This is a genomic window from Serratia sp. BIGb0234 (genome assembly GCF_024809915.1).
GTDB lineage: Bacteria > Pseudomonadota > Gammaproteobacteria > Enterobacterales > Enterobacteriaceae > Serratia > Serratia liquefaciens.
Window position 1 is genome coordinate 372,926 of the sequence record NZ_JANUEI010000002.1, and the last position, 22,135, is coordinate 395,060.

A 22,135-nucleotide genomic window follows, 5' to 3' on the forward strand; every position below is an offset into this window, starting at 1 on the left:
GCAGAATAACGGGCTTGCCAAGGCACTGAGCGAAATTGACCGCATCGAGCGAACCCTGTTTATACTCGCAAGTTTCAGTGATCCAGCACTGCGTTGGCGGGTTCAGACGGGGCTGAATAAAGGAGAATTCTGTTACGCGCTGAAACGTGCTGTATTCATGCATCGACTGGGTGAAATCAGGGACCGAAAATCAGAGCTATCGGGCCAGTGGGCTGACTCTGCTGACGGCGGAAATCTCGCGGCGGAATACCGTGTATCTGGAAATGGCGGTCGATGCCGTGAAGCGTAATGGGATGGAAATCAACGAGAAACCACTCTCGTATTTGTCCCCGTTAGGCTAATCTGACAGGTGATTATATTTGGAAAAGCAACCGGATACCTGCTTCCGGTAAGTTTCGGCGTCTGAGACCAGTTAAAGTCGGAAAGTCAGAAAATAGCCTTAACGTACAATAATTTTCGATATCCACACCGACTCCCTTCCCGGCCAGACACTTGTCTCGTCTTTAGAGAAGTTCTGCATCCAGAATCCGAAGCCCATATTTGCCTTGCGCTAAAAAGCAAAAACCCACCGTGGGTGGGTTTAGGCCAGTTCTTAAGCTGACGCTGCCTGTTCAACAGAGAATCCAGGCTTTCAATTCTGGCCGCGGGTACGAGGCCAGTCTCATCACACCGGCATATTCATCACTTCTTGATAAGCCGAAACCAGCTTATTACGCACCTGCACCCCTAACTGCAGCGAGATGGACGATTTTTGCAGATCGACCATCACGTCATTCAGGCTGATGCCCGGCGCACCGACTTCGAAATCCTGTGCCTGCTTGCGCGCAGCCTGCTGGGTATCGCTGATCTTGCCGATCGCCGCCTTCAACTCACTGGCAAAACTGACGCCCTGCGCGGATGCGCCTTGCCCCATCTGCCCTGCCTGAATCGCCGTGGCCTGCAACTGCTGCAAAACCCCTTCAATACCCTGAATTGCCATTATGACCTCAATAAAAACGCTGCTGCCGGACGTTGTTGCATCAGACACTACTTTGATGCTGAACACCCTAACACAGCATTTTCATCCTAAAGCGGTTAATTAACTGCAAAAAACCCGGCTTATCGGGCCATCGAAATGGGCTCTAAGGGCGAATAATAACATGCCCAGAAATGGGAGCGCCGCTATACCCGTCGCTTTTCAAGTTGCAGCGTTGTTGTCTGCCCGCGCTCATCCCAATGACTGTAGGGGGCGAATATAATCGCCCCGATTAACTCAGGCGCAGCATGCCGCGCCCCTACAAGCCCCCGGGATGAGCGAGCGGGTCGCCTGGCAGCAACTTGAAAGGCATAGGGTATATTTATATGTGTATCAGGGAGTCTGTTTTGTCACACAACGCTAACCACACCGTTCATCAGCCTGGCAGGGAGCTACGCCGTGGCCCGCACCGGATCCTGAGCGTCATTGAAGGACTCGGGCTAAAATGAATGCTTCAATCTCCGCTACCGAAAGCCGCGATAATGGCCTGCTGGCCATGTGGAACCGCCTGCGCGCCAACCCCAAAGTCCCGCTGCTGATTGCGGCCTCCGCAGCCATCGCCATCGTGGTCGCGCTGCTGTTATGGGTGAAAAGTCCAGACTACCGGGTGCTGTACAGCAACATTAACGATCGCGACGGCGGCGCCATCGTCACCCAGCTGACGCAGATGAACATCCCCTACCGCTTTGCCGAAAACGGCGCGGCGTTGCTGATCCCAGCCGAAAAAGTCCATGAAACCCGTCTGCGTTTGGCGCAGCTCGGCCTGCCTAAAGGCGGTGCCGTGGGCTTCGAACTGCTGGACCAGGAAAAATTCGGCATCAGCCAGTTCAGTGAGCAAATCAACTATCAGCGCGCGCTGGAAGGTGAATTGTCCCGTACCATCGAATCACTGGGGCCGGTACAAAACGCCCGGGTGCATTTGGCTCTGCCCAAGCCTTCGCTGTTTGTCCGCGAGCAAAAATCCCCTTCCGCTTCCGTGACCCTGACGTTGCAACCGGGTCGGGCCCTGGATGACGGCCAGATCAACGCCATCGTTTATATGGTCTCGAGCAGCGTAGCCGGTCTACCGCCGGGCAACGTGACGGTGGTCGATCAGGCCGGCCGTCTGTTAACGCAGTCCGACGGCACCGGGCGCGATCTGAACGCCGCACAGCTTAAGTACGCCAGCGAAGTGGAAAACCGCTACCAGCGCCGTATCGAAGCGATTTTGGCCCCGATGGTCGGCAGCGCTAACGTGCGTGCTCAGGTCACCGCACAGATCGACTTCTCCACTCGCGAGCAAACTGACGAACAGTACCAACCTAACCAAGAGCCAAATAAGGCCGCCGTACGCTCACAGCAAACGAGTCAAAGCGACCAAATTGGCGGGCCATTGGTCGGCGGCGTGCCGGGCGCATTGTCAAATCAGCCGAGCGCACCGGCTGCTGCCCCGATTGAAACCGCTCAACCGGCCACCGCCGGCAATAATGCCGACGCAGCTAAAACCGATACGGCCACGGCGCGCAGTTCGGCAGCCAAGGGCAGCGGGCCGCAAAACTCCCGCCGCGATGAAACCATCAACTATGAGGTCGATCGCACCATTCGCCATACCCAGCATAAAGCCGGGACGGTACAGCGGCTGTCGGTCGCGGTGGTCATCAACTATCGCGGCACCGATAAGGACGGCAAACCACTGCCGATGAGCAAAGAGCAGTTGGCGCAGATCGAATCGCTGGCGCGTGAGTCCATGGGCTTCTCCAGCGCCCGTGGCGACACCCTCAACGTGGTCAACACGCCGTTTACCGATAACGAAATTACCGGCGGCGAGCTGCCGTTTTGGCAGAGCCAGTCGTTTATCGATCGTCTGATCGATGCCGGTCGCTACCTGCTGATCCTGCTGGTCGCCTGGGTGCTGTGGCGCAAACTGGTACGCCCGCAACTGCAAAACCGTCAGGCGGTACAAAAGGCCGCGCTCGCCGCCGCCGCTACGCCGATGGCCAAGCCGGCTGACAGCAGCAAACCCAGCAATGAGGAGCTGGCGCAGCACAGGAAATCCCAGCAGCGCGTCAGTGCAGAAGTCCAGAGCCAGCGGATCCGCGATTTGGCTGATAAAGACCCACGCGTGGTCGCTCTGGTAATCCGCCAATGGATGAGTAACGAACTATGAGTCTGACCGGAACCGAAAAAAGCGCCATCCTGCTGATGACGCTGGGCGAAGATCGCGCCGCCGAGGTGTTCAAACACCTTTCCTCGCGTGAAGTGCAGCAGCTGAGTGGCACCATGGCCAGCATGAGCCAGGTGTCGCACAAGCAGCTCAATGAAATCCTGCGCGAATTTGAAGACGACGCCGAACAATATGCCGCGCTGAGCGTCAACGCCAGCGACTACCTGCGTTCGGTGCTGGTCAAGGCGCTGGGCGAAGAACGTGCCGCCAGCCTGCTGGAGGATATTCTCGAATCTCGCGAGACCACCACCGGCATGGAAACGCTCAACTTTATGGAACCAATGAGCGCGGCCGATCTGATCCGCGACGAACATCCGCAGATCATCGCCACCATCCTGGTTCACCTCAAGCGTGGCCAGGCAGCGGACATTCTGGCGCTGTTCGACGAACGCCTGCGCAACGACGTGATGCTGCGTATCGCCACCTTCGGCGGCGTGCAGCCGGCGGCGCTGGCGGAACTGACCGAAGTGCTGAACAACCTGCTCGACGGTCAGAACCTCAAGCGCAGCAAAATGGGCGGCGTACGCACCGCAGCCGAGATCATCAACCTGATGAAAACGCAGCAGGAAGAGGCGGTTATCGACGCCATGCGCGAATACGACGGCGAGCTGGCGCAGAAGATCATCGACGAGATGTTCCTGTTCGAGAATCTGGTGGAAGTCGACGATCGCAGCATCCAGCGCCTGTTGCAGGAAGTGGAAGGCGAATCCCTGCTGGTGGCGCTCAAAGGCGCGGAACAACCACTGCGCGAGAAGTTCCTCAAAAACATGTCGCAACGCGCCGCAGATATCCTGCGCGACGATCTGGCCAACCGTGGCCCGGTGCGCATGTCGCAGGTGGAGAACGAGCAGAAGGCTATCCTGCTGGTGGTCCGTCGTTTGGCCGAGAGTGGCGAAATGATTATCGGCGGTGGCGAGGACACCTATGTCTGATCGCATTAATACCCTGCCCTGGCAGCCTTGGTCGCTCAGCGATCTCAACGAGCCCAAACCGGTGCTCGACCCGCTGCCGCTGCCGGTGGAAATCATCGACGGCGCACCGCTGGACGACAGCCTGGTTCGGGAACAACAGCTCACTCAGCTCCGCCTGCAGGCCGAGCAGCAGGGCCAGCAGTTAGGCTATGCGGACGGGCAGCAAAAAGGCTACGACGCCGGCTTCCAGGCCGGCATGGAAGAGGGTCGCCAACAGGGCTTGCTGGAAGCTCAGCAACAGCAACAACCGCTGACCGCGCACTGGCAGCATCTGGTGACGGAATTCCAGCACACGCTGGACGCCCTCGACAGCGTGATTGCCTCGCGCCTGATGCAGTTGGCCCTGACTGCCGCCAAACAGGTGCTGGGCCAACCGCCGGTGTGCGACGGCACTGCCCTGCTGGCGCAGATCCAACAGTTGATTCAGCAAGAGCCGATGTTCAGCGGCAAGCCGCAATTGCGCGTGCACCCGGATGACTATCAGCGAATCGAGCAACAGTTGGGTGCCACGCTCAGCCTGCACGGCTGGCGGTTGCTGGCGGACGGTCAGTTGCATCCTGGTGGCTGCAAGGTCAGCGCCGACGAAGGCGATCTTGACGCCAGCCTGGCAACCCGTTGGCATGAACTCTGCCGTCTGGCCGCTCCGGGAGACGTGTAATGACCCTGCGCCTCGGCCGCTGGCTGACCTCACTGGATGCGCTGGAAAAACGCATCGCACACGCCCCGACGGTACGCCGCTACGGCCGCCTGACCCGCGCCACCGGTTTGGTGCTGGAAGCCACCGGGCTACAGCTGCCGATCGGTGCCACCTGCCTGATCGAGCGTCACGACGCCGGTGAGGTGCAGGAAGTAGAAAGCGAAGTGGTCGGCTTTAACGGCCAGCGGCTGTTTCTGATGCCGCTGGAAGAAGTGGAAGGCATCGTGCCCGGCGCCCGGGTTTACGCCCGCATCTCGCCGGAAGGCCAAAGCGCCAGTAAGCAGCTGCCGCTCGGTCCGGCCCTGCTGGGCCGGGTACTGGACGGCAGCGCCAAGCCGCTCGACGGCCTGCCCGCTCCGGAAACCGGCTACCGTGCGCCGCTGATCACCGCCCCATTCAACCCGCTGCAACGAACGCCGATCGAACAGGTGCTGGACGTCGGCGTGCGCACCATCAACGGCCTGTTGACCGTCGGTCGCGGTCAGCGCATGGGGCTGTTTGCCGGTTCCGGCGTCGGTAAAAGCGTGCTGTTGGGCATGATGGCGCGCTACACCCAGGCCGACGTGATTGTCGTCGGTCTGATCGGCGAACGTGGCCGTGAGGTGAAAGACTTTATCGAAAACATCCTCGGCCCCGAAGGCCGGGCGCGTTCGGTGGTGATTGCCGCACCGGCGGACGTCTCGCCGCTGCTGCGCATGCAGGGTGCGGCCTACGCCACACGCATCGCTGAAGATTTCCGCGATCGCGGCCAGCACGTGCTGTTGATCATGGATTCACTGACGCGCTACGCCATGGCGCAACGTGAGATAGCCCTGGCCATCGGCGAGCCGCCGGCCACCAAAGGCTATCCGCCTTCCGTCTTCGCCAAGCTGCCGGCACTGGTTGAACGCGCGGGCAACGGCATCAGCGGCGGTGGGTCCATTACCGCCTTTTATACCGTACTGACCGAAGGCGATGACCAACAGGATCCGATTGCCGACTCGGCACGCGCCATTCTCGATGGCCATGTGGTGCTGTCGCGACGCCTGGCGGAAGCCGGCCACTATCCGGCCATCGACATTGAAGCCTCCATCAGCCGCGCCATGACCTCGCTGATCGACGAAGAACACTATCGTCGGGTGCGTAACTTCAAACAGATGCTGGCCAGCTACCAACGCAACCGCGATTTGATCAGCGTAGGCGCTTACGTCGCAGGCAGCGACCCGCTGCTGGATAAGGCCATGACGCTGTATCCGCAGATGGAAGCCTATCTGCAGCAAGGCATTTTCGAACGCAGCGGCTATCAGGACGCCTGCCAGCAGCTACAGCAGTTGATCGTTTAACGTCACCAAAGGCGCAAACCCGATGAAACCACAGTCCCCCCTGATTACCCTGCGCGATCTGGCGCAGGATGCAGTAGAACAGGCGACTCGCCAACTGGGCCAGGTGCGCAAAGCTCAGCAAGCCGCTGAACAGCAACTTTCCATGCTGCTCAACTATCAGGATGAGTACCGCCAGAAGCTGAATAATCAACTGAGCGGCGGTATGGAATCGTCCAACTGGCAGAACTACCAGCAGTTTATCGGCACGCTGGAACAGGCGATCGCCCAGCACCGCCAGCAGTTGACGCAGTGGGGAGAGAAAGTGGACCACGCGATGAAACAATGGCAGGACAAACAGCAACGGTTGAACGCTTTCGAAACCCTGCATACCCGAGCCCAGAGCGCGGAGTTGCAGTTGGAGAACAAACGGGATCAAAAACTGATGGATGAGTTCGCTCAACGCAGTGCACAAAGGAATATACATCAATGAACCTGAACGCTTTGCCGGGCCTGTCGCTGCCGGGCGACTCCGGCCTGCTGCCGGACGCGCAGCTCCCGCTGGATGAGTCATCGCTCTCTTCCGCTTTTGCTCAACTGCTTGGCGCCCGCGTGCTGCCGGCCGACAAGTCCGCAGGCAAACTGTCACCGATGGCGTTGAGCGCAGAAGAAGACTCTGCGCCGCTGAGCCGCAACCAACTGACGCAGTTACTGGCCGCATTCGGCGAACGCGATGGGCTGTTAGCGCCTTCGCTGTTAACGCAAGGCCAGCCAGCCGCCATCAGTAACGACGAAGAGCCGACGTTGAAGCAACCGTCGCACGACGCCGCGCTGCGGCCTGCCGGTGAGATCGACGCCGCTACGCTGCGGCCTGCCGGTGAGATCGACGCCGCTACGCTGCAAGCGCTGTTCGCCATGCTGCCAATCGCTATTCCCCCAGCAATGCCTGATGCAGGTACCGGCTCGGCGGAACTGAGCCTTGAAGGCGATCAAGATACCCCTCAGGCTGCAACGATCCAGAGCGCTTCACTGGGACGCCAGGCTGAGGTAACCGGTACGCAAAAGGCACCAACGCCGGTAACTCCAGCTTCGCTCGGCAGTGAAAGCCGTGCCGACATCCCACAGCAAATTGCAGTTGCGCACGAAAAACCGGATGCAGCGGCGTTGAAGCTTGGCGCCGATAGCCAATCGCCAACGCCAAACGTCCCTCTGATGGCCCCACCGGTCTCCAGCCCGACGATCGCGGCAGCGCCAGGCGCTGCGTTGGTCACTGCCCCGCCTACGCCGCAGCTAAACGCCCAGTTGGGCAGCCCGGAGTGGCAGCAGGCGTTGAACCAACAGGTGCTGATGTTCCATCGCAACGGTCAGCAAAGCGCCGAATTGCGTCTGCATCCGCAGGAACTGGGGGCGCTGCAAATCACCCTCAAGCTGGATGACAACCAGGCACAGCTGCACATTGCCTCGGCACACGGACAGGTTCGCGCCGCCGTGGAGGCCGCGATGCCGCAACTGCGTCACGCGCTGGCTGAGAGTGGCATCAATTTGGGACAAAGTAGCGTGGGCGGCGACCAGATGCCGCAGTGGCAACAGGCGCAGCAGCACAATGGTGGGCAGCAGGGCCGCCCGGATTATCGCGAGCGTCAGGGTGACGGCGATTTGTCCGGCGATGCCCACAGCGCACCGCTGGAATTGCAGGCGATGGCCCGCGCCGTCAGCGGCGTTGATATTTTCGCCTGAGTGGCCGCAAACGCCCAAGCTGGCACGCTTTTCCCTGCCTATTCTGGCTATTGCGTGCCGGAATAGGCGCGATAATACCGCTACCCTTCATACTTGAAGCTGCATCATTGTTGGCTGCATTTGCGCGCCCCGGTCACATAGTTATCTATGCTGCTGAGGACTTACAAACTTGCCGTCGCGATGCAACTCCAAATATTTTGGGTAAATAATGTCATGCGTGCGGCTTTTACACGCGCTATATACCCGCGAGATCTTAGGTTGCAGCTTGAAAAATGAAGGGCATATACCCTATGGATTTCAAGTTGCAGCCAGGCGCCCAGCTCACTCATCCCCAGGGGCTTACTCAAGTAAGTGACTGGGGGAGTGAGTGCAGGGAACAACGCTGCAGCTTGAAAGACGACGGGTATAACAACAGGAATTTGATTTAGCTATGTCTCAAAATACCCTACCGGCAGCACCGAAACGCTCCCTTCTGGTCATACTGCTGGTGCTGATAACCCTCGTCGCCTGCGGCGCGGCCGGCTACAGCTGGTGGCAGCTCAAGCAGCACCAGGAGGGCGCGCAGCCCGTAGCCAAAGAACTCCCCCCGGCCGCACCGGTGTTTATGCCGCTGGACACCTTTACCGTCAATCTGCTGACGCCCGATAACAACCCGGATCGGGTGTTGTATATCGGCCTGACGTTACGCTTGCCGGATGAAAGTACCCGCCGCCAACTGAATGATTTCCTGCCGGAGGTGCGCAGCCGTCTGCTGATGCTGCTGTCTCGTCAGGAAGCGGGCCAGTTGAGCAGTGAACAAGGAAAGCAGCAACTGGTGGCGCAGATTAAGGACGTGCTTAGCCCGCCGCTGGTTAAGGGACAACCGAAGCAGGTGGTCAGCGACGTGCTGTTCACTGCCTTCATATTGCGGTAATCACTATGGGCGACAGCATTCTTTCACAGGCAGAGATCGACGCCTTGCTCAACGGCGACAGCGCGGGTGATGAACCCGAAGCGGTTGCCCTCAATGAGAGCGAGGTCAAGCCGTACGATCCGACCACCCAGCGCCGAGTGGTGCGCGAACGGCTGCACGCGCTGGAAATCATCAACGAACGTTTTGCCCGGCAGTTCCGCATGGGGTTATTCAACCTGCTGCGCCGCAGCCCGGACATTACCGTTGGCCCGATCAAGATCCAGCCGTACCACGAATTTGCTCGCAACCTGCCGGTGCCCACCAACCTGAACCTGGTGCACCTGAACCCGCTGCGCGGTACTGCGCTGTTCGTGTTCGCACCGAGCCTGGTGTTTATCGCCGTCGATAACCTGTTCGGGGGCGACGGTCGCTTTCCCACCAAAGTGGAAGGCCGCGAATTTACGCCAACCGAACAGCGGGTGATCAAGCGCATGCTGCGGCTGGCGCTGGACGCCTACGGCGACGCCTGGAGCGCAATTTACAAGATTGACGTGGAATACGTGCGCGCTGAAATGCAGGTGAAGTTCACCAACATCACCACGTCGCCAAACGACATCGTGGTCACCACCCCTTTCCAGGTGGAAATTGGCGCGCTGAGCGGTGAGTTCAACATCTGCATTCCGTTTGCCATGATCGAACCGCTGCGCGAACTGCTGACCAACCCACCGTTGGAGAATTCGCGGCAGGAAGACAGCCACTGGCGTGAAACGCTGGTGAAGCAGGTGCAGCATTCCGAGCTGGAGCTGATTGCCAACTTCGTCGATATCCCGATGCGCCTGTCGAAGATCCTGAAGTTGCAGCCGGGCGATGTATTACCGATTGATAAACCGGATCGCCTCATCGCCCACGTCGACGGCGTGCCGGTTTTGACCAGCCAATACGGCACGTTAAACGGGCAGTACGCCCTGCGTGTTGAACATTTGATTAACCCTATTTTGAATGCTCTGAGTGAGGAACAGCCCAAATGAGTGATCCTAAGCAACCGTCTGGCGAAGGAAAGGAATCCGTGGACGATCTGTGGGCTGATGCGTTTAACGAACAGCAAGCAACCGAAAAGACGTCTGCCAGCGATGCGGTGTTCAAATCGCTGGAGCCGCAGGATACCAGCGGCAGTCTGCAGGATATCGATCTGATCCTCGACATCCCGGTCAAATTGACCGTTGAACTGGGCCGCACCAAGATGACCATCAAGGAACTGCTGCGCCTGTCGCAGGGCTCTGTCGTGGCGTTGGACGGGCTGGCGGGTGAACCGCTGGATATTATGATCAACGGTTATCTGATTGCCCAGGGCGAAGTGGTGGTGGTGGCCGACAAATTCGGCGTGCGCATTACCGATATCATCACCCCTTCCGAGCGCATGCGCCGCCTGAGCCGCTGATGAACCCAAGCGCCGCCACGCCCACCGCGGGCACCTTGCAATCCACCGAGCCGGCACTGCCGGCCGGTTCAGTGCTGACGCAGGTCAGCAGCGCACTTGGCGGCATTTTGCTGCTGATCCTGCTGGCTGGCTGGCTGTTTCGTCGCCTGGGGTTTGCCCCGCAGGCACGCAACAGCAAACTGCTCAATCTGCGCGCCAGCTGTCAGGTTGGACAGCGCGAACGCGTGGTGGTGATCGAAGTGGATAACACCTTGCTGGTGTTGGGCGTCACCGCCCAGCAAATCACCCCGCTGCATAGCCTGCCCGCGCCGGTGCAGGACACCGACGCCGCCGAAGTGACCACGCCGGCGGATTTTCGCCAACTGATGCAAAAAGTTCTCAAACGTCCGGAAAAATCGGCATGAAATCCCTCGTTCAGTGTGTCGCCTTCTGTGGGCGAGGCAAAATACTTCTGCGCGTATTGGCAGCGACTTTACTGTTGCTCAGCCCCACCGCTTTCGCACAACTTCCCGGTCTGATCAGCCAACCATTAGCCAACGGTGGCCAAAGCTGGTCGCTGCCGGTGCAAACCCTGGTGTTGCTGACCTCGCTCAGTTTCTTGCCGGCCATGCTGCTGATGATGACCAGCTTCACGCGCATCATCATCGTACTGGGTCTGCTGCGCAATGCCCTCGGCACCCCCTCTGCCCCACCCAACCAGGTGATGCTGGGTCTGGCGCTGTTCCTGACCTTTTTCATTATGTCGCCGGTGTTCGACAAGGTTTATCAGGACGCTTATCTGCCGTTCAGCCAGGACAAAATCAGCCTGGACATCGCGCTGGATAAAGGTTCACAGCCGCTGCGCGAGTTTATGCTGCGCCAAACGCGTGAAACCGATCTGGCGCTGTATGCCAAGCTCGCCAACCAGCCGCCGCTGGCCGGGCCGGAAGCGGTGCCGATGCGCATCCTGCTGCCGGCCTACGTCACCAGCGAACTGAAAACCGCGTTCCAAATCGGCTTCACGGTGTTTATTCCGTTCCTGATTATCGATCTGGTGGTCGCCAGCGTGTTGATGGCGCTGGGGATGATGATGGTGCCACCGGCAACCATCTCGTTGCCCTTCAAGCTGATGCTGTTTGTTCTGGTGGACGGCTGGCAATTGCTGCTGGGCTCGCTGGCGCAAAGTTTCTATTCGTAATTCGCGGCATACCTGCCGCCACTGAGGGATCCATAATGACACCAGAATCGGTTATGGCGCTGGGCACCGAGGCGATGAAGGTGGCGTTGGCCCTGGCCGCGCCGCTGTTGCTCGCCGCGTTGGTCAGCGGCCTGGTGGTCAGCCTGCTGCAGGCCGCGACCCAGATCAACGAAATGACGCTGTCGTTCATTCCCAAAATCCTGGCGGTGGTCGCGACCATCGTGATTGCCGGACCGTGGATGCTGAACCTGCTGCTGGACTATATGCGCACGCTGTTCACTAACCTGCCCAACCTGATTGGTTAACCATGCTCACATTTGACAGCGCGCAGTTCGGCGTCTGGCTCAGCCAATATTTCTGGCCGCTGCTGCGCATTTTGGCGCTGATCAGCACCGCGCCGGTATTCAGCGAAAAGCAGATCAGCAAGAAGGTGAAAATTGGCCTCGGCGGGCTGATCGTGATACTGATTGCCCCCGGGCTGCCCACCAGCACCGTGCCTATTTTCTCTGCGGCCGGTTTGTGGCTGGCGGCCCAGCAAATCCTGATCGGTGTCGCGCTGGGCCTGACCATGCAGTTCGCCTTCGCGGCGATACGGCTGGCCGGCGAAGTGATCGGCATGCAGATGGGTTTGTCGTTCGCCACCTTCTTCGATCCCAGCGGCGGGCCGAACATGCCAGTGTTGGCACGGCTGCTCAACCTGCTGGCGATGCTGCTGTTTCTCAGCTTCAACGGCCATCTGTGGCTGATTTCTCTGTTGGTGGACAGCTTCCATACCCTGCCGATCCAGGCCGAGCCGCTTAACGGCAATGGCTTTCTCGCCTTGACCCAGGCCGGTTCGCTGATTTTCATCAACGGCATGATGCTGGCACTGCCGCTGATCTGCCTGTTGCTGACGCTGAACATGGCGCTCGGCCTGCTTAACCGCATGACACCGCAGCTGTCGGTGTTCGTCATCGGTTTCCCGGTGACCATGACCATTGGCATTATGACCATCGGCATGATGATGCCGATGCTGGCGCCGTTTTGTGAGCACCTGTTTGGCGAGTTCTTCGATCGCCTGGCCGATGTCGTCGGCAGCATGACCCCCTAGCATTACCCTCACAGTGCGGCTTAACGGCCGCCTGACGCCGGATAAAGTGGCAACAAATTCCCTTTCTCAGTATAAAAAATTGGAAAAAGCAAATTATCACTATTTGCCTTCAATTACTCTTATTGGCTTGAATAATAAAATACCCACCCTAGAATGTCCTTATTAAATAAAAACATCAAAAAAATAAATTCAATAAATAAGGAGTGGGACACACTGTAAAAAACAGAGGCGTGATAATAAAAGCATCCATTTAACGCTCGTTATAATTTAAAAAACATCACCGGCATGCCCGGCGAAGCTGGCACATTTATTTTCTACGGAATTATTACTTACCCTACAAAAGGAATATAAAAATGAAAGCTAAAACCAACCGAAGAGCACGCAGGGCCTTAGGCCTGGCACACTGGGCCACCAACCGTTCTCAGATTGCCTTGTCACCCAATGGTGAAAAATGGCTTGTGGTAAAAAAGAAAAAATAACCACGGGGTTACCCCAAAAAAATATAATTTGCGTTCTTATCTCTGCACTCCCCCTTGAATAGTCTAACGCTTCCCGCCGTTAAATTCAGGCAGATATAAGTGCACATAATTTCGGATAGCCGAAAAAAAGGCACGTCACGCCAAACCTGTGTGGGGGAAGCGTGACGTGCCAAACAAGTGCGCCCGGTTTCAAGAATTCCCTACCGCTGCTACGCAGCAATAACGTCTTCTAAGCACACCCAAAGAGATTGCCCGCCGTGACTGCACGGCAGGCTAAGAGCTATTTATTACCCGGTACTATGGATTTCGAGTTGCAGCCCGGCTCCCGCGCCCCACCCCAGCCTGCGTAGGGCGCTGCATGCTGCGCCCGTAACAACCATACTGGAGTGGATCTATCGGCCCCGCACAGCAAAGGGGATTAGCGATTCAACTGGAACAGCGACATCCCCTGCATATCCCCGAAGGTTTTGTATGACGCCTGCAAGGCCGCCTGCTGCATGAAATAGCTGGAAATCGACTCGGCCAGATCGGCATCAACCAGCGCGCTCATTTGCGTTTTGTTGATCATGTCGCGGTCCTTGCCGATACTGTCCAGCGTATCCATTTCCTGCAGTTGGCTGCCCAGCTCCGCGCGCACGCTAAGCACTCTGTTATAAGAGTTGTCCAGGCCGCGGTTGGCTTTGGCCAGCGCATCGTTCACCTGCTGCTTGGTGGCATCATCCGCATCCTTCTGCGGTGTTTTCAACGCCTTCAGCGCGATATCAATGCTTTCAAACACGTTAGCGACGGAGGCGCTGCCATCCGGTTCCGGCTTCGGGTTGCTGGTCAATGCCATGAAGACCTTATCGCCGGTATGCCCAATGGTCATGGTGCGGTTGGCATCCACTTTCTGCTCGACCGGCGTGTTGCCGCCGACATAGCTGACCGATCCGCCCTTGTCTTCAAAGGGAGGCTTGTCGTTCACAAAACCGCCAAACATATAGCGGCCGTTGCCGTCGGTGCTGTTGGCTTGGTTGAGCAGCTGATCTTTCAGCCCCTGCAGCTGGGTCGCCAGCGAATCGCGGTCGTCGTCGCTTTTGGTGCCGCCGGCGCTGACGATCAGCGCTTTCATATCGGAGATGGTGCTGGTCACCCCGGCCAGCACGGTCTCTTCCATCGACACGCTTTGACGGGCAAAGGTCCGCGCCAAGGCATATTGGGTGTTTTCCGACTGTGATTGAGCCAGCATCACCGCCTGCGAAGCCGCCAGAGGATCGTCGGACGGATTGCTGACTTTTTTGCCGGTGGAAAGCTGCTCGGCGGCTTTCATAAACAGCGACTGATTGCCGGTAATGCCGGACATGTTCTGTTGGTACATCATGCTGGTGGACATGCGCATGGTGCGGGTTCCTCAAAATCAGCGACCGGAACCGCCAGGGCTCCGGTCAAAGTGGAAATCAACGGATATTCAGCAGCGCGTCAAACATTGAGCTGGCGGTTTGAATGACCTGTGCATTGGCCATGTAATATTGCTGAAAACGCAGCAATTCACCGTACTCTTCGTCCAGGTTGACGCCGGAGATCGACTGCTGCTGAATGGTCAGCTGCTTGACGATATTGGCCTGAGAAGTCGCCGAAACCTTGGCCGATGCCGTCTGGTTACCAACGCTGCTCACCATGCTGGCGTATGCGCCGCTGAAGGTGGCTTTACCGTCGACCAATTTTTTGGTCTGCAGATCGAGCAGCTTTTTGGCGTTTTCGTTATCGCCGCGGCCGCTGTCGTCTTTGCCGGCGGCGGCGATATTCGCCGAGTCGGTAATCGCGACTTTCAAGCTGCCCGCCACGTCGCTGACCGGCTTCACGGTAAAGCTGTCGTTCTTTTGTGCCGTGCCGTCGATGTCGACCTTCAGGCCGTCAAAGCTCAGCGTCGGTTTGCCGGTGGTGGCATCGACGCCCGCCGTGGCGTTGACCTTCACGTTGTCCGGCAGACGGCTGACCTGCCAGTTGCTGCCGTCGAACTCCACCCGGTAATCGTTAGCCTTCACCTTGCTGGTATCGGTGTAGGACACCGACAGCGCCGCATCGCCGGCATTGCGGCTGTTATCCACCACGCGCCCACCACCGAAGCTGAAGAAATCGGTGCCTGCGTCGCCGTTGAGATCGAACCCGGCACGGTGCTGCTGGTTAAAGCTGTCCGCCATCGCCAGCGCCAACTGCCCCAACTGGTTGCGTGCGCTATCCAGCGATTCGCTGCGGAACTTCAGTACGCCGCTGACGCTGCCGCTGGTAATTTGCCCTTCCGGCACTTCGCTGACGCCGTTGCCGCGGTTATAGCCGATGGTCAGGCGAGAAGGATCGCCGCTGGAAGGCACTGCCTCCACCTGGTAGGCATTGCTCCCCTGCACCAGCGTCAGGCCGTTGGCGAAAGACACGGTATAAGCGTCGCCGTCTTGCTGCATCACCTGCACGCCCACCACCTGGTTTAACTCAGTCACCAGTTGGTCGCGTTGATCGAGCAAGGCATTCGGCTCACCGCCGCTGCCGCGCAGGCGGGTAATTTCATCGTTCAGTTTGGCGATTTGCTGGCTGTAGCTGTTGATCTGGTTAGCGCTGTCGCTGAGCTGTTGGTTAACGCCGCTGTCCATATCGCGCAGGTATTTGTCGGTGTTATTGAACTGATTGACCAACCCATTGGCCTTCCCCAGCACCGTTTGGCGCGCGGCGTCATCGCCGGCGTTGCTGACCAGGTTCTCCAGGTTGCTGAAGAAATCCTGCATATTGGTCGACAAGGTATTGGTTTTGCTCGCCAGCAGGTTATCGATCTGCGAGATTTTCTCGAAGTAGGCGTTCTGTGCCCCGGCCTGGCTCTGTGCTCCGCGCAACTGATTGGTGATGAACTGGTTGTACTCACGGTTAACGCTGGTCACGGTGACCCCGTTGCCAATGAAGCCACTCATGGTACTCATACCGCCGTTCTGCGCCAGGATCGCAGTCTGTCGGTTATAGCCCGCCACGTTGTAGTTAGAGATGTTGTTACTGACGGTGCTGAGCGCCACCTGAGCCGCATTCAGCCCGCTCATCGCGGTATTGATTAAGCTGTTGGACATAGAAGTTCCTTTTGCTGCGGCGCCGGTGGCCCACAGGAGTCAATTAATCTGCTGAGCCGTTCACTCAGCCTGTCTTGGTTATCGGCAAAAACGGGGGAAACTTGAGGGAAAAATCCGGGTCCAGCATGCTGGCCCCCTACATTTAAATACGGCCTATTGCGTAGGGGCGCTGCATGCTGCGTCCAGTGGCTAAAAAAGATCCTTCAGGTCGTGGGTATACGCCTTCACCACCTGCTCGCCGGCGTTTTTCATCTGCTGTATCACGCTGACCAACTTGCTGGCATATTGCGGATCGGTGGCATAACCGGCCTGTTGCAGCGCCTGCGCCGCCTGCTCCGGGCTGCGGGTGTTGGCCACCCCGGCATAGCGTGGGTTATTGGTCAACAGCTTGACGTAGTCGGCCATCGCCTCGACGTAAGAACCGTAAACCCGGAACTTCGCCTTGATCTTCTTCGCCGCGCCCTGCTCGAACTCGGTGGTGGTGATCTCGGTCACCGGCCCGTCCCAGCTGCCGCCCGCCTTGATGCCAAACAGGTTGTAGCTCGGCGAACCGTCGGCGGCCGGGATCTCACGCTGACCCCAGCCGGACTCCAGCGCGGCCTGTGCCACAATCAGCTGATGCGGAATGCCGCTCTGCTGGCTGACGACGCGCGCAGGAGTAGACAGCCGGGCAACAAAGTTGCCGTTGTTGAGCGGCAGCGGGGCAGCGCTCGGCGCTTTCGGCACCGCGCGGCGGAGAGTCTGCTCCAGCGCCTGATTCGGCAGCGTTCGCAACACCTCATCGTCCAGCGCCATCGGCGACGTGCCCGCCGTTTCGCTCGGCACCGCGTTGGCGTTGCTCATCTGCTTCACCATCATGTCGGCCAGCCCCAGGCCTTTCTGCGACATCTGCTGGGCAATTTGCTGGTCATACATTGAGGTGTAGAGCCGAGACTGATCGCTGCTCAAGATCCCATCCTGCGGCAGCGCGGCACGCATGCTTTTCAGCATCATCTGCACGAACATGCCTTCAACCTGCTGCGCCACCTGTTTCAGGTTGCCCTGCGGATCGCTCGCCGCATCGCGTTTCAGTCCATTAAGCGCCTGCGCGTCATAGGCGGCGCCCGACATTGCCATCAGATCGCCGGCCATCAGATAATTTCCAGCTTGGCGCGCAGACAGCCGGCGCTTTGCATCGCCTGCAGGATAGACATCAGATCGATCGGCGTTGCCCCCAACGCGTTAAGCGCGCGGATCACGTTGTTCAGATTGGCGCTGGCGTTGACCTTCTGCAGCGAGCCGCCCTGCTGTTGCACCGAAATCTGGGTGTTCGGCGTCACCACCGTTTGCCCGCCGCCAAACGGGGTATTTGGCTGGCTGACGGTATTTTGCCGATCGACCACCACCGACAGGTTGCCTTGCGCCACCGCGCAGGAATCCAGAATCACGTCGCGGTTCATTACTACCGAACCGGTGCGTGAGTTGATGATCACCTTGGCGTCGATCGCCCCGACGCTGACATTAATGTTCTGGATCTCCGCCAGGAAGCGCACCTGCGAACTGTTGCCCTGTGGCACCAGCACCTGAATGGTACGGGCGTCCAACGGTGAAGCCGTGCCACCGCCGCGTTGACGGTTGATGGCGTCGCTGATCTGTTGTGCCAGCGTAAAGTCTTCATCGTTGAGCTGCAGGTTAATCACTCCGCCGGCCCCAAAGGTGGTCGGCAGCTCGCGCTCAATGGTGGCGCCGTTGCTGATGCGCCCACCGGCCAGTTGGTTAACCTGTACGCTGCTGCCACCGGCCGAAGCGCCGGCTCCGCCGACCAGCACGTTGCCCTGCGCCAGCGCGTAAACCTGATTATCTACCCCTTTCAGCGGCGTCATCAGCAAAGTGCCGCCACGCAGGCTCTTGGCGTTACCCATGGAGGACACCACCACGTCGATATTCTGCCCGGTGCGCGAAAACGGCGGCAGCTTGGCGGTGACCATGACCGCCGCCACGTTTTTCAACTGCATGTTGGTGCCCGGTGGCACGGTGATACCCAACTGCGACAGCATGTTGCTCAGGCTCTGGGTGGTGAACGGGGTCTGCATGGTCTGGTCACCGGAACCGTCCAGCCCCACCACCAGTCCGTAACCGATCAGCGCGTTATCGCGTACGCCCTGCACCGTGACCAGATCGCGAATGCGCTCCGCCGCGGCCGGCAGGCTCAGCGCACAAATCACCAGCGCCATTAGAAATTTCTTTAACATTGGAACCTCATTCGCCTTACCCACAAGGCGTTATTGTCGCAGGCAGTTTGGGGGCGGGCGGCGCACAGGGAATGGAGCGTACACGCAGTACGTGACTGCCCCGAGCACTGCCCAACCTCAAAATGGCAAGAAAAATAGCCTGTACTCAAAACGGTGAGACATTTAAGAAGAAGCGCTGTAACCACCCCATGGTCTGCGCTTCGTTGATATAGCCGTTACCGACATATTCAATGCGCGCATCCGCCACCTGGGTGGAGGTAACCGAGTTGCTGCCACTGATGGTGCGCGGGTTGACGACCCCGGAGAAACGGATAAATTCGGTGCCCTGATTAATGGCGATCTGTTTTTCCCCCACCACGTGCAGGTTTCCGTTCACCAGCACCTGATTGACCGTCACGGTAATGGTGCCGTTAAAGGTGTTGTTGGCGTTGGCCCCGCCCTTGCCACCGAAGGTGCTGTCACCGGAGATATCCATGTCGGCACGCGCATTGCCTAGCAAGCCATCGAGGTAGCGTGGCGAGGTGGCCACGCCGAACTTGCTGGCCCCGTTGCGGCTGGCGTTGGCAGAGGAGCTTTTGCTGGCGCTGACGTTTTCCTGCAGCACGATCGTCAGGGTATCGCCGACGTTGCGCGGACGACGGTCTTCAAACAGCGGCTGATAACCGTAGTTCATCGGCTGCACCGTCTGGAAAATGGAACCGTTCGGCACGGGCGCGCCCGCCGGCGCCGGCTGTGCCGTGGTAGCCCCGTCAACCAGGGGTTTATGTGGAATGTAAGCGCAGCCGCTCAGCGTCAGCATCACCATTGCCGCCAGCCAGCGTTTTCCTTGCGGCGGGTTTTCCATCAGAGTTGTGGTTACCACGGGTATCGCCTTTGTTTCACAAAATAGGGTTACGGGCGCTGCAGCGCCCGTCAATTACAGTTGCGTCAGCTTTTGCAGCATCTGATCGGACGTCGATACCGCTTTGCTGTTGATTTCGTAAGCACGTTGGGTCTGGATCATGTTGACCAGCTCTTCCGCCACGTTGACGTTGGAGGTTTCCACATAGCCCTGATACAGCAGACCTGCACCGTTTAGCCCAGGCGTGCTCTCGTTCGGCGCGCCGGAACTCTCGGTTTCCTGGTACAGGTTCTCGCCCATGCTTTCCAGGCCGCTGTCATTGATAAAGGTGGTCAGCGTCAGTTGGCCCACCTGCTGGGCGGCGGTCTGCCCCTGCAGGGTGGCGCTGACGATGCCGTCGCGGCCGACGGTGATGCTCAGGGCATTGGCCGGAATGGTGATCGCCGGTTGCACCTGGAAGCCGCTGGCGGTCACCAGTTGGCCGTTCTGATCTCTCTGGAACGAGCCGTCGCGGGTATAGGCCAGGGTGCCGTCCGGCATCATCACCTGGAAAAAGCCCTGCCCCTTGATGGCGATATCCTTGCTGTTGTTGGTCTGCGACAGGTTGCCCTGGCTGTGCAGACGCTCGGTCGCCACCGGCCGCACGCCGGTACCGATCTGCAGCCCGGACGGCAGCGTCGTCTGCTCGGAGGACTGCGCCCCCGGCTGACGCATGGTCTGGTACAGCAGATCTTCGAACACTGCACGCTGGCGTTTAAAACCGTTAGTGCTGACGTTGGCCAGGTTGTTGGCGATCACGTCCATATTGGTCTGCTGCGCATCCAGACCGGTTTTGGCAATCCATAAAGATGGGATCATGGGTTATTTCCTTGCTAATTAACTCATTGATAACAATGAATTGGCGCGCTGTTCATTTTCATCCACGCTGTGGATGACCTTCATTTGCATTTCAAAACGGCGGGCGTTGGCAATCATGTCGACCATGGTTTCCATCGGTTTGACGTTGCTGCCTTCCAGCACGCCCGGCATCACCTGCACCAGCGGATCGTTCGGCAACTGATTGCCGCGCTGCCGTTGGGTTTCCGGCGTCAGGCGGAACAACCCGTCATCGCCACGCATCACTTCGCGCGCGTCGGCCTTCACCAGTTTCAGCCTGCCGATCTGTGCAATGCTGTTCGGCGGATCGCCCGCATTCAGCGCCGAGATGGTCCCGTCGGCGGCAATGGTGATCTCTGCCGACGGGGGTACCTCAATCGGTCCGCCGTCGCCCATCAGCGGCACGCCCTGCACCGTCAACTGCCCGGTGGAGGAGATCTGGATGTTACCGTTACGGGTGTAGGCTTCGCCGCCGTCCGGCAGGCTGACGGCCAGAAAGCCGTCCTGCTGCAGCGCCACGTCCAGCGGGCGCGCGGTATAATTCAGCGCCCCCTGGCTCATGTCCGCGCCCGGCGTTGACGCGGTAACCAGCGTTCGCGTCGGCAAGCTTGGCCCATCCACCGGCACGGCACGCAGCGCCGACAGCTGGGCGCGAAAGCCCGGCGTCGATGCGTTGGCCAGATTATTGGCGGTGACAGACTGCTGCTCCAGCGTCTGTCGCGCTGCGCCCATCGCGGTATAAATCGCGTGATCCATAAATCAGTCCTATTAGCGCAGGCTAACCAGCGTTTGCAGGATCGAGTCCTGCGTTTTGATGGTTTGGGCGTTCGACTGGTAGTTACGTTGTGCGACGATCATGTTCACCAGTTCCTGGCTCAGATCGACGTTGGAGGCTTCCAGCGCGCCGCTGGTCAGTTTGCCCAAACCGCCGTTGCCCGCCAGACCTACGCGTGGCTGGCCGGATGCGCCGGTTTCCTGCCAAACGTTATCGCCCTGAGAAGACAGGCCTTCCGGGTTGGAGAAATTGGCCATGACGATCTGGCCCAGCACCTGAGTCTGCTGGTTGGAGTAGATGCCCATCACCGTGCCGTCGTTGTTGATCTGGAAGTTGGTGTATTCGCCTGCGCCATAGCCATCCTGCGACACTTTGCTGACGGAGTCGGCGCTGACGCTCTGCTGCATGCTCTTGGCGAAGTTCAGGGTGAAGTTCTGTGCCGGCGCGCCATCTTTGGCTTCCATCGGGATCAGCATGCTGAATTCGCCGGCGGAGCCTTGTTTGCTGGTGGTGCTGGCCAGATTGCCGCTGGTGTCGAACGTCATGGTACCGGCATCTACCGGAGCAGCCGTTCCATCCTGGGTATAAACCTGCCACTTGTTCTCGTCGGTTTTTACAAAGTAGGCGTTGATGTTGTGCGCGTTACCTAACGAGTCATAAGTGGTGATGGTGTTGACGTAGTTGTAAGAATCCTTCTTGGCGGGATCGAAGGTGTGGTTATCCGGAACCTTATGCGTGGATTTAAGGTTGGCGACCATGTTGCCGGAGGTTGACGCCTTGGCGTTCATCATGCCTTCCGGAATGCTCAGCGGCACCGGGTTCGCGCCCTGTTGAATGGTCGGCGGCGTACCGGCAGCCGGGTAGCCGGTCAGTTGCAGGCCCTGCATGTTGGTCAGGTTACGGTTTTCATCCAGTTTGAACTGGCCGTTACGGCTGTAGAAAATGCCGCCGTCCTGATCCTGCAGACGGAAGAAACCGTTGCCGGAAATCGCCACGTCCAGCGCACGGCTGGTGCCGGTGGTGGTGCCGCCTTTAAAGTTCTGGGTGATCCCCGCCACCTTAACGCCCAGGCCAACCTGTGAACCGGCGAACATGTCAGCAAAGGAAACGCTGCCTGATTTAAAACCGGAAGTGGCGGAGTTAGCGATGTTGTTACCGATCACGTCCAGATTGGTTGCTGCCGCGTTTAAGCCGCTTACTGCCTGAGAAAAGGCCATGTCATTCTCCGAATAGTGGTCAGGCTATCGTCCGATAACGCCTGATAGTGTTTTGATATACCCAATGGCTTTCATGTTGCAGCCGGGCGGCAAGCGCAGGAGTCCCCAGGAG

The 22,135-nt window shown here is 58.8% G+C and carries 23 protein-coding genes and 1 pseudogene; 15 read left to right on the forward strand and 9 right to left on the reverse strand.

Translation table 11 applies throughout. The features are described 5' to 3' along the window. Nucleotide 1 precedes the first annotated feature (1 nt). Nucleotides 2-453 (forward strand): annotated as a pseudogene (locus M2407_RS08755) (Tn3 family transposase); the annotation flags it as partial. Between the two features lie 211 nt (nt 454-664). Here the strand turns inward: M2407_RS08755 and fliE are convergent. Further along, a complete protein-coding gene (gene fliE / locus M2407_RS08760; protein ID WP_044552041.1) occupies nt 665-979 on the reverse strand; it encodes a flagellar hook-basal body complex protein FliE in 315 nt (104 codons plus the stop codon). Between the two features lie 481 nt (nt 980-1,460). Between fliE and fliF the strand changes: the two genes are divergently transcribed. The 14 genes from fliF (at nt 1,461) to sra (ending at nt 12,997) form a co-directional block, all read left to right on the forward strand. Then, nucleotides 1,461-3,161 carry a flagellar basal-body MS-ring/collar protein FliF gene (fliF, locus tag M2407_RS08765; protein ID WP_122079699.1) on the forward strand — a complete coding sequence of 567 codons (1,701 nt, stop codon included), beginning with the start codon at nt 1,461-1,463 and terminating at the stop codon, nt 3,159-3,161. Further along, nucleotides 3,158-4,150 carry a flagellar motor switch protein FliG gene (gene fliG / locus M2407_RS08770; protein ID WP_012145670.1) on the forward strand — a complete coding sequence of 331 codons (993 nt, stop codon included), beginning with the start codon at nt 3,158-3,160 and terminating at the stop codon, nt 4,148-4,150. The genes fliF and fliG overlap by 4 nt, the downstream gene beginning before the upstream one ends. Continuing rightward, a complete protein-coding gene (fliH, locus tag M2407_RS08775; protein ID WP_130016332.1) occupies nt 4,143-4,847 on the forward strand; it encodes a flagellar assembly protein FliH in 705 nt (234 codons plus the stop codon). The genes fliG and fliH overlap by 8 nt, the downstream gene beginning before the upstream one ends. Next, entirely contained in the window at nt 4,847-6,208 is a 1,362-nt protein-coding gene (fliI, locus tag M2407_RS08780) for a flagellar protein export ATPase FliI (RefSeq protein WP_020827501.1), read from the forward strand. The genes fliH and fliI overlap by 1 nt, the downstream gene beginning before the upstream one ends. Nucleotides 6,209-6,230: 22 nt before the next feature. Beyond that, entirely contained in the window at nt 6,231-6,677 is a 447-nt protein-coding gene (gene fliJ, locus M2407_RS08785) for a flagellar export protein FliJ (RefSeq protein WP_020827502.1), read from the forward strand. Beyond that, the gene (locus M2407_RS08790) at nt 6,674-7,921 is read left to right on the forward strand and encodes a flagellar hook-length control protein FliK (RefSeq protein ID WP_259217660.1); all 1,248 of its coding nucleotides are present in this window, start codon (nt 6,674-6,676) and stop codon (nt 7,919-7,921) included. Before fliJ ends, M2407_RS08790 begins: the two co-directional genes overlap by 4 nt. Before the next feature lie 430 nt (nt 7,922-8,351). Further along, nucleotides 8,352-8,834 carry a flagellar basal body-associated protein FliL gene (gene fliL / locus M2407_RS08795; RefSeq protein ID WP_020827504.1) on the forward strand — a complete coding sequence of 161 codons (483 nt, stop codon included), beginning with the start codon at nt 8,352-8,354 and terminating at the stop codon, nt 8,832-8,834. Nucleotides 8,835-8,839: 5 nt separating this feature from the next. Continuing rightward, nucleotides 8,840-9,841: a flagellar motor switch protein FliM gene (gene fliM, locus M2407_RS08800; RefSeq protein WP_020827505.1), complete on the forward strand. Its 1,002-nt coding sequence runs from the start codon at nt 8,840-8,842 to the stop codon at nt 9,839-9,841. Next, complete coding sequence (fliN, locus tag M2407_RS08805) at nt 9,838-10,251, forward strand: flagellar motor switch protein FliN (RefSeq protein ID WP_020827506.1); 414 nt, start codon at nt 9,838-9,840, stop codon at nt 10,249-10,251. The genes fliM and fliN overlap by 4 nt, the downstream gene beginning before the upstream one ends. Further along, the gene (fliO, locus tag M2407_RS08810) at nt 10,251-10,655 is read left to right on the forward strand and encodes a flagellar biosynthetic protein FliO (RefSeq protein WP_048760257.1); all 405 of its coding nucleotides are present in this window, start codon (nt 10,251-10,253) and stop codon (nt 10,653-10,655) included. The genes fliN and fliO overlap by 1 nt, the downstream gene beginning before the upstream one ends. Next, nucleotides 10,652-11,428, forward strand: coding sequence for a flagellar type III secretion system pore protein FliP (gene fliP / locus M2407_RS08815; RefSeq protein ID WP_115058587.1), 777 nt, complete (start codon nt 10,652-10,654; stop codon nt 11,426-11,428). Before fliO ends, fliP begins: the two co-directional genes overlap by 4 nt. Nucleotides 11,429-11,463: 35 nt before the next feature. Further along, a complete protein-coding gene (gene fliQ, locus M2407_RS08820) occupies nt 11,464-11,733 on the forward strand; it encodes a flagellar biosynthesis protein FliQ (protein ID WP_041414697.1) in 270 nt (89 codons plus the stop codon). 2 nt (nt 11,734-11,735) lie between these two features. Beyond that, entirely contained in the window at nt 11,736-12,518 is a 783-nt protein-coding gene (gene fliR / locus M2407_RS08825; RefSeq protein WP_020827510.1) for a flagellar biosynthetic protein FliR, read from the forward strand. A gap of 353 nt (nt 12,519-12,871) precedes the next feature. Next, nucleotides 12,872-12,997: a stationary-phase-induced ribosome-associated protein gene (gene sra, locus M2407_RS08830; protein ID WP_185959389.1), complete on the forward strand. Its 126-nt coding sequence runs from the start codon at nt 12,872-12,874 to the stop codon at nt 12,995-12,997. Nucleotides 12,998-13,415: 418 nt separating this feature from the next. Here the strand turns inward: sra and flgL are convergent, their stop codons facing one another. The 8 genes from flgL to flgE form a co-directional block, all read right to left on the reverse strand. Continuing rightward, the gene (gene flgL, locus M2407_RS08835) at nt 13,416-14,375 is read right to left on the reverse strand and encodes a flagellar hook-associated protein FlgL (RefSeq protein WP_122079702.1); all 960 of its coding nucleotides are present in this window, start codon (nt 14,373-14,375) and stop codon (nt 13,416-13,418) included. A gap of 58 nt (nt 14,376-14,433) precedes the next feature. Beyond that, nucleotides 14,434-16,083: a flagellar hook-associated protein FlgK gene (flgK, locus tag M2407_RS08840; protein ID WP_115058585.1), complete on the reverse strand. Its 1,650-nt coding sequence runs from the start codon at nt 16,081-16,083 to the stop codon at nt 14,434-14,436. Nucleotides 16,084-16,272: 189 nt separating this feature from the next. Continuing rightward, the gene (flgJ, locus tag M2407_RS08845; RefSeq protein ID WP_259217668.1) at nt 16,273-17,214 is read right to left on the reverse strand and encodes a flagellar assembly peptidoglycan hydrolase FlgJ; all 942 of its coding nucleotides are present in this window, start codon (nt 17,212-17,214) and stop codon (nt 16,273-16,275) included. Beyond that, entirely contained in the window at nt 17,214-18,314 is a 1,101-nt protein-coding gene (locus M2407_RS08850; RefSeq protein ID WP_041414699.1) for a flagellar basal body P-ring protein FlgI, read from the reverse strand. The genes flgJ and M2407_RS08850 overlap by 1 nt, the downstream gene beginning before the upstream one ends. 145 nt (nt 18,315-18,459) lie before the next feature. Beyond that, nucleotides 18,460-19,158, reverse strand: a complete 699-nt coding sequence (gene flgH / locus M2407_RS08855; protein ID WP_020827516.1) for a flagellar basal body L-ring protein FlgH — start codon at nt 19,156-19,158, stop codon at nt 18,460-18,462. Nucleotides 19,159-19,230: 72 nt separating this feature from the next. Next, entirely contained in the window at nt 19,231-20,013 is a 783-nt protein-coding gene (flgG, locus tag M2407_RS08860; protein ID WP_020827517.1) for a flagellar basal-body rod protein FlgG, read from the reverse strand. Between the two features lie 18 nt (nt 20,014-20,031). Then, nucleotides 20,032-20,787: a flagellar basal body rod protein FlgF gene (locus tag M2407_RS08865; RefSeq protein ID WP_020827518.1), complete on the reverse strand. Its 756-nt coding sequence runs from the start codon at nt 20,785-20,787 to the stop codon at nt 20,032-20,034. A 12-nt stretch (nt 20,788-20,799) separates the two neighbouring features. Continuing rightward, nucleotides 20,800-22,023 carry a flagellar hook protein FlgE gene (gene flgE / locus M2407_RS08870; protein WP_259217669.1) on the reverse strand — a complete coding sequence of 408 codons (1,224 nt, stop codon included), beginning with the start codon at nt 22,021-22,023 and terminating at the stop codon, nt 20,800-20,802. Nucleotides 22,024-22,135 lie beyond the last annotated feature (112 nt).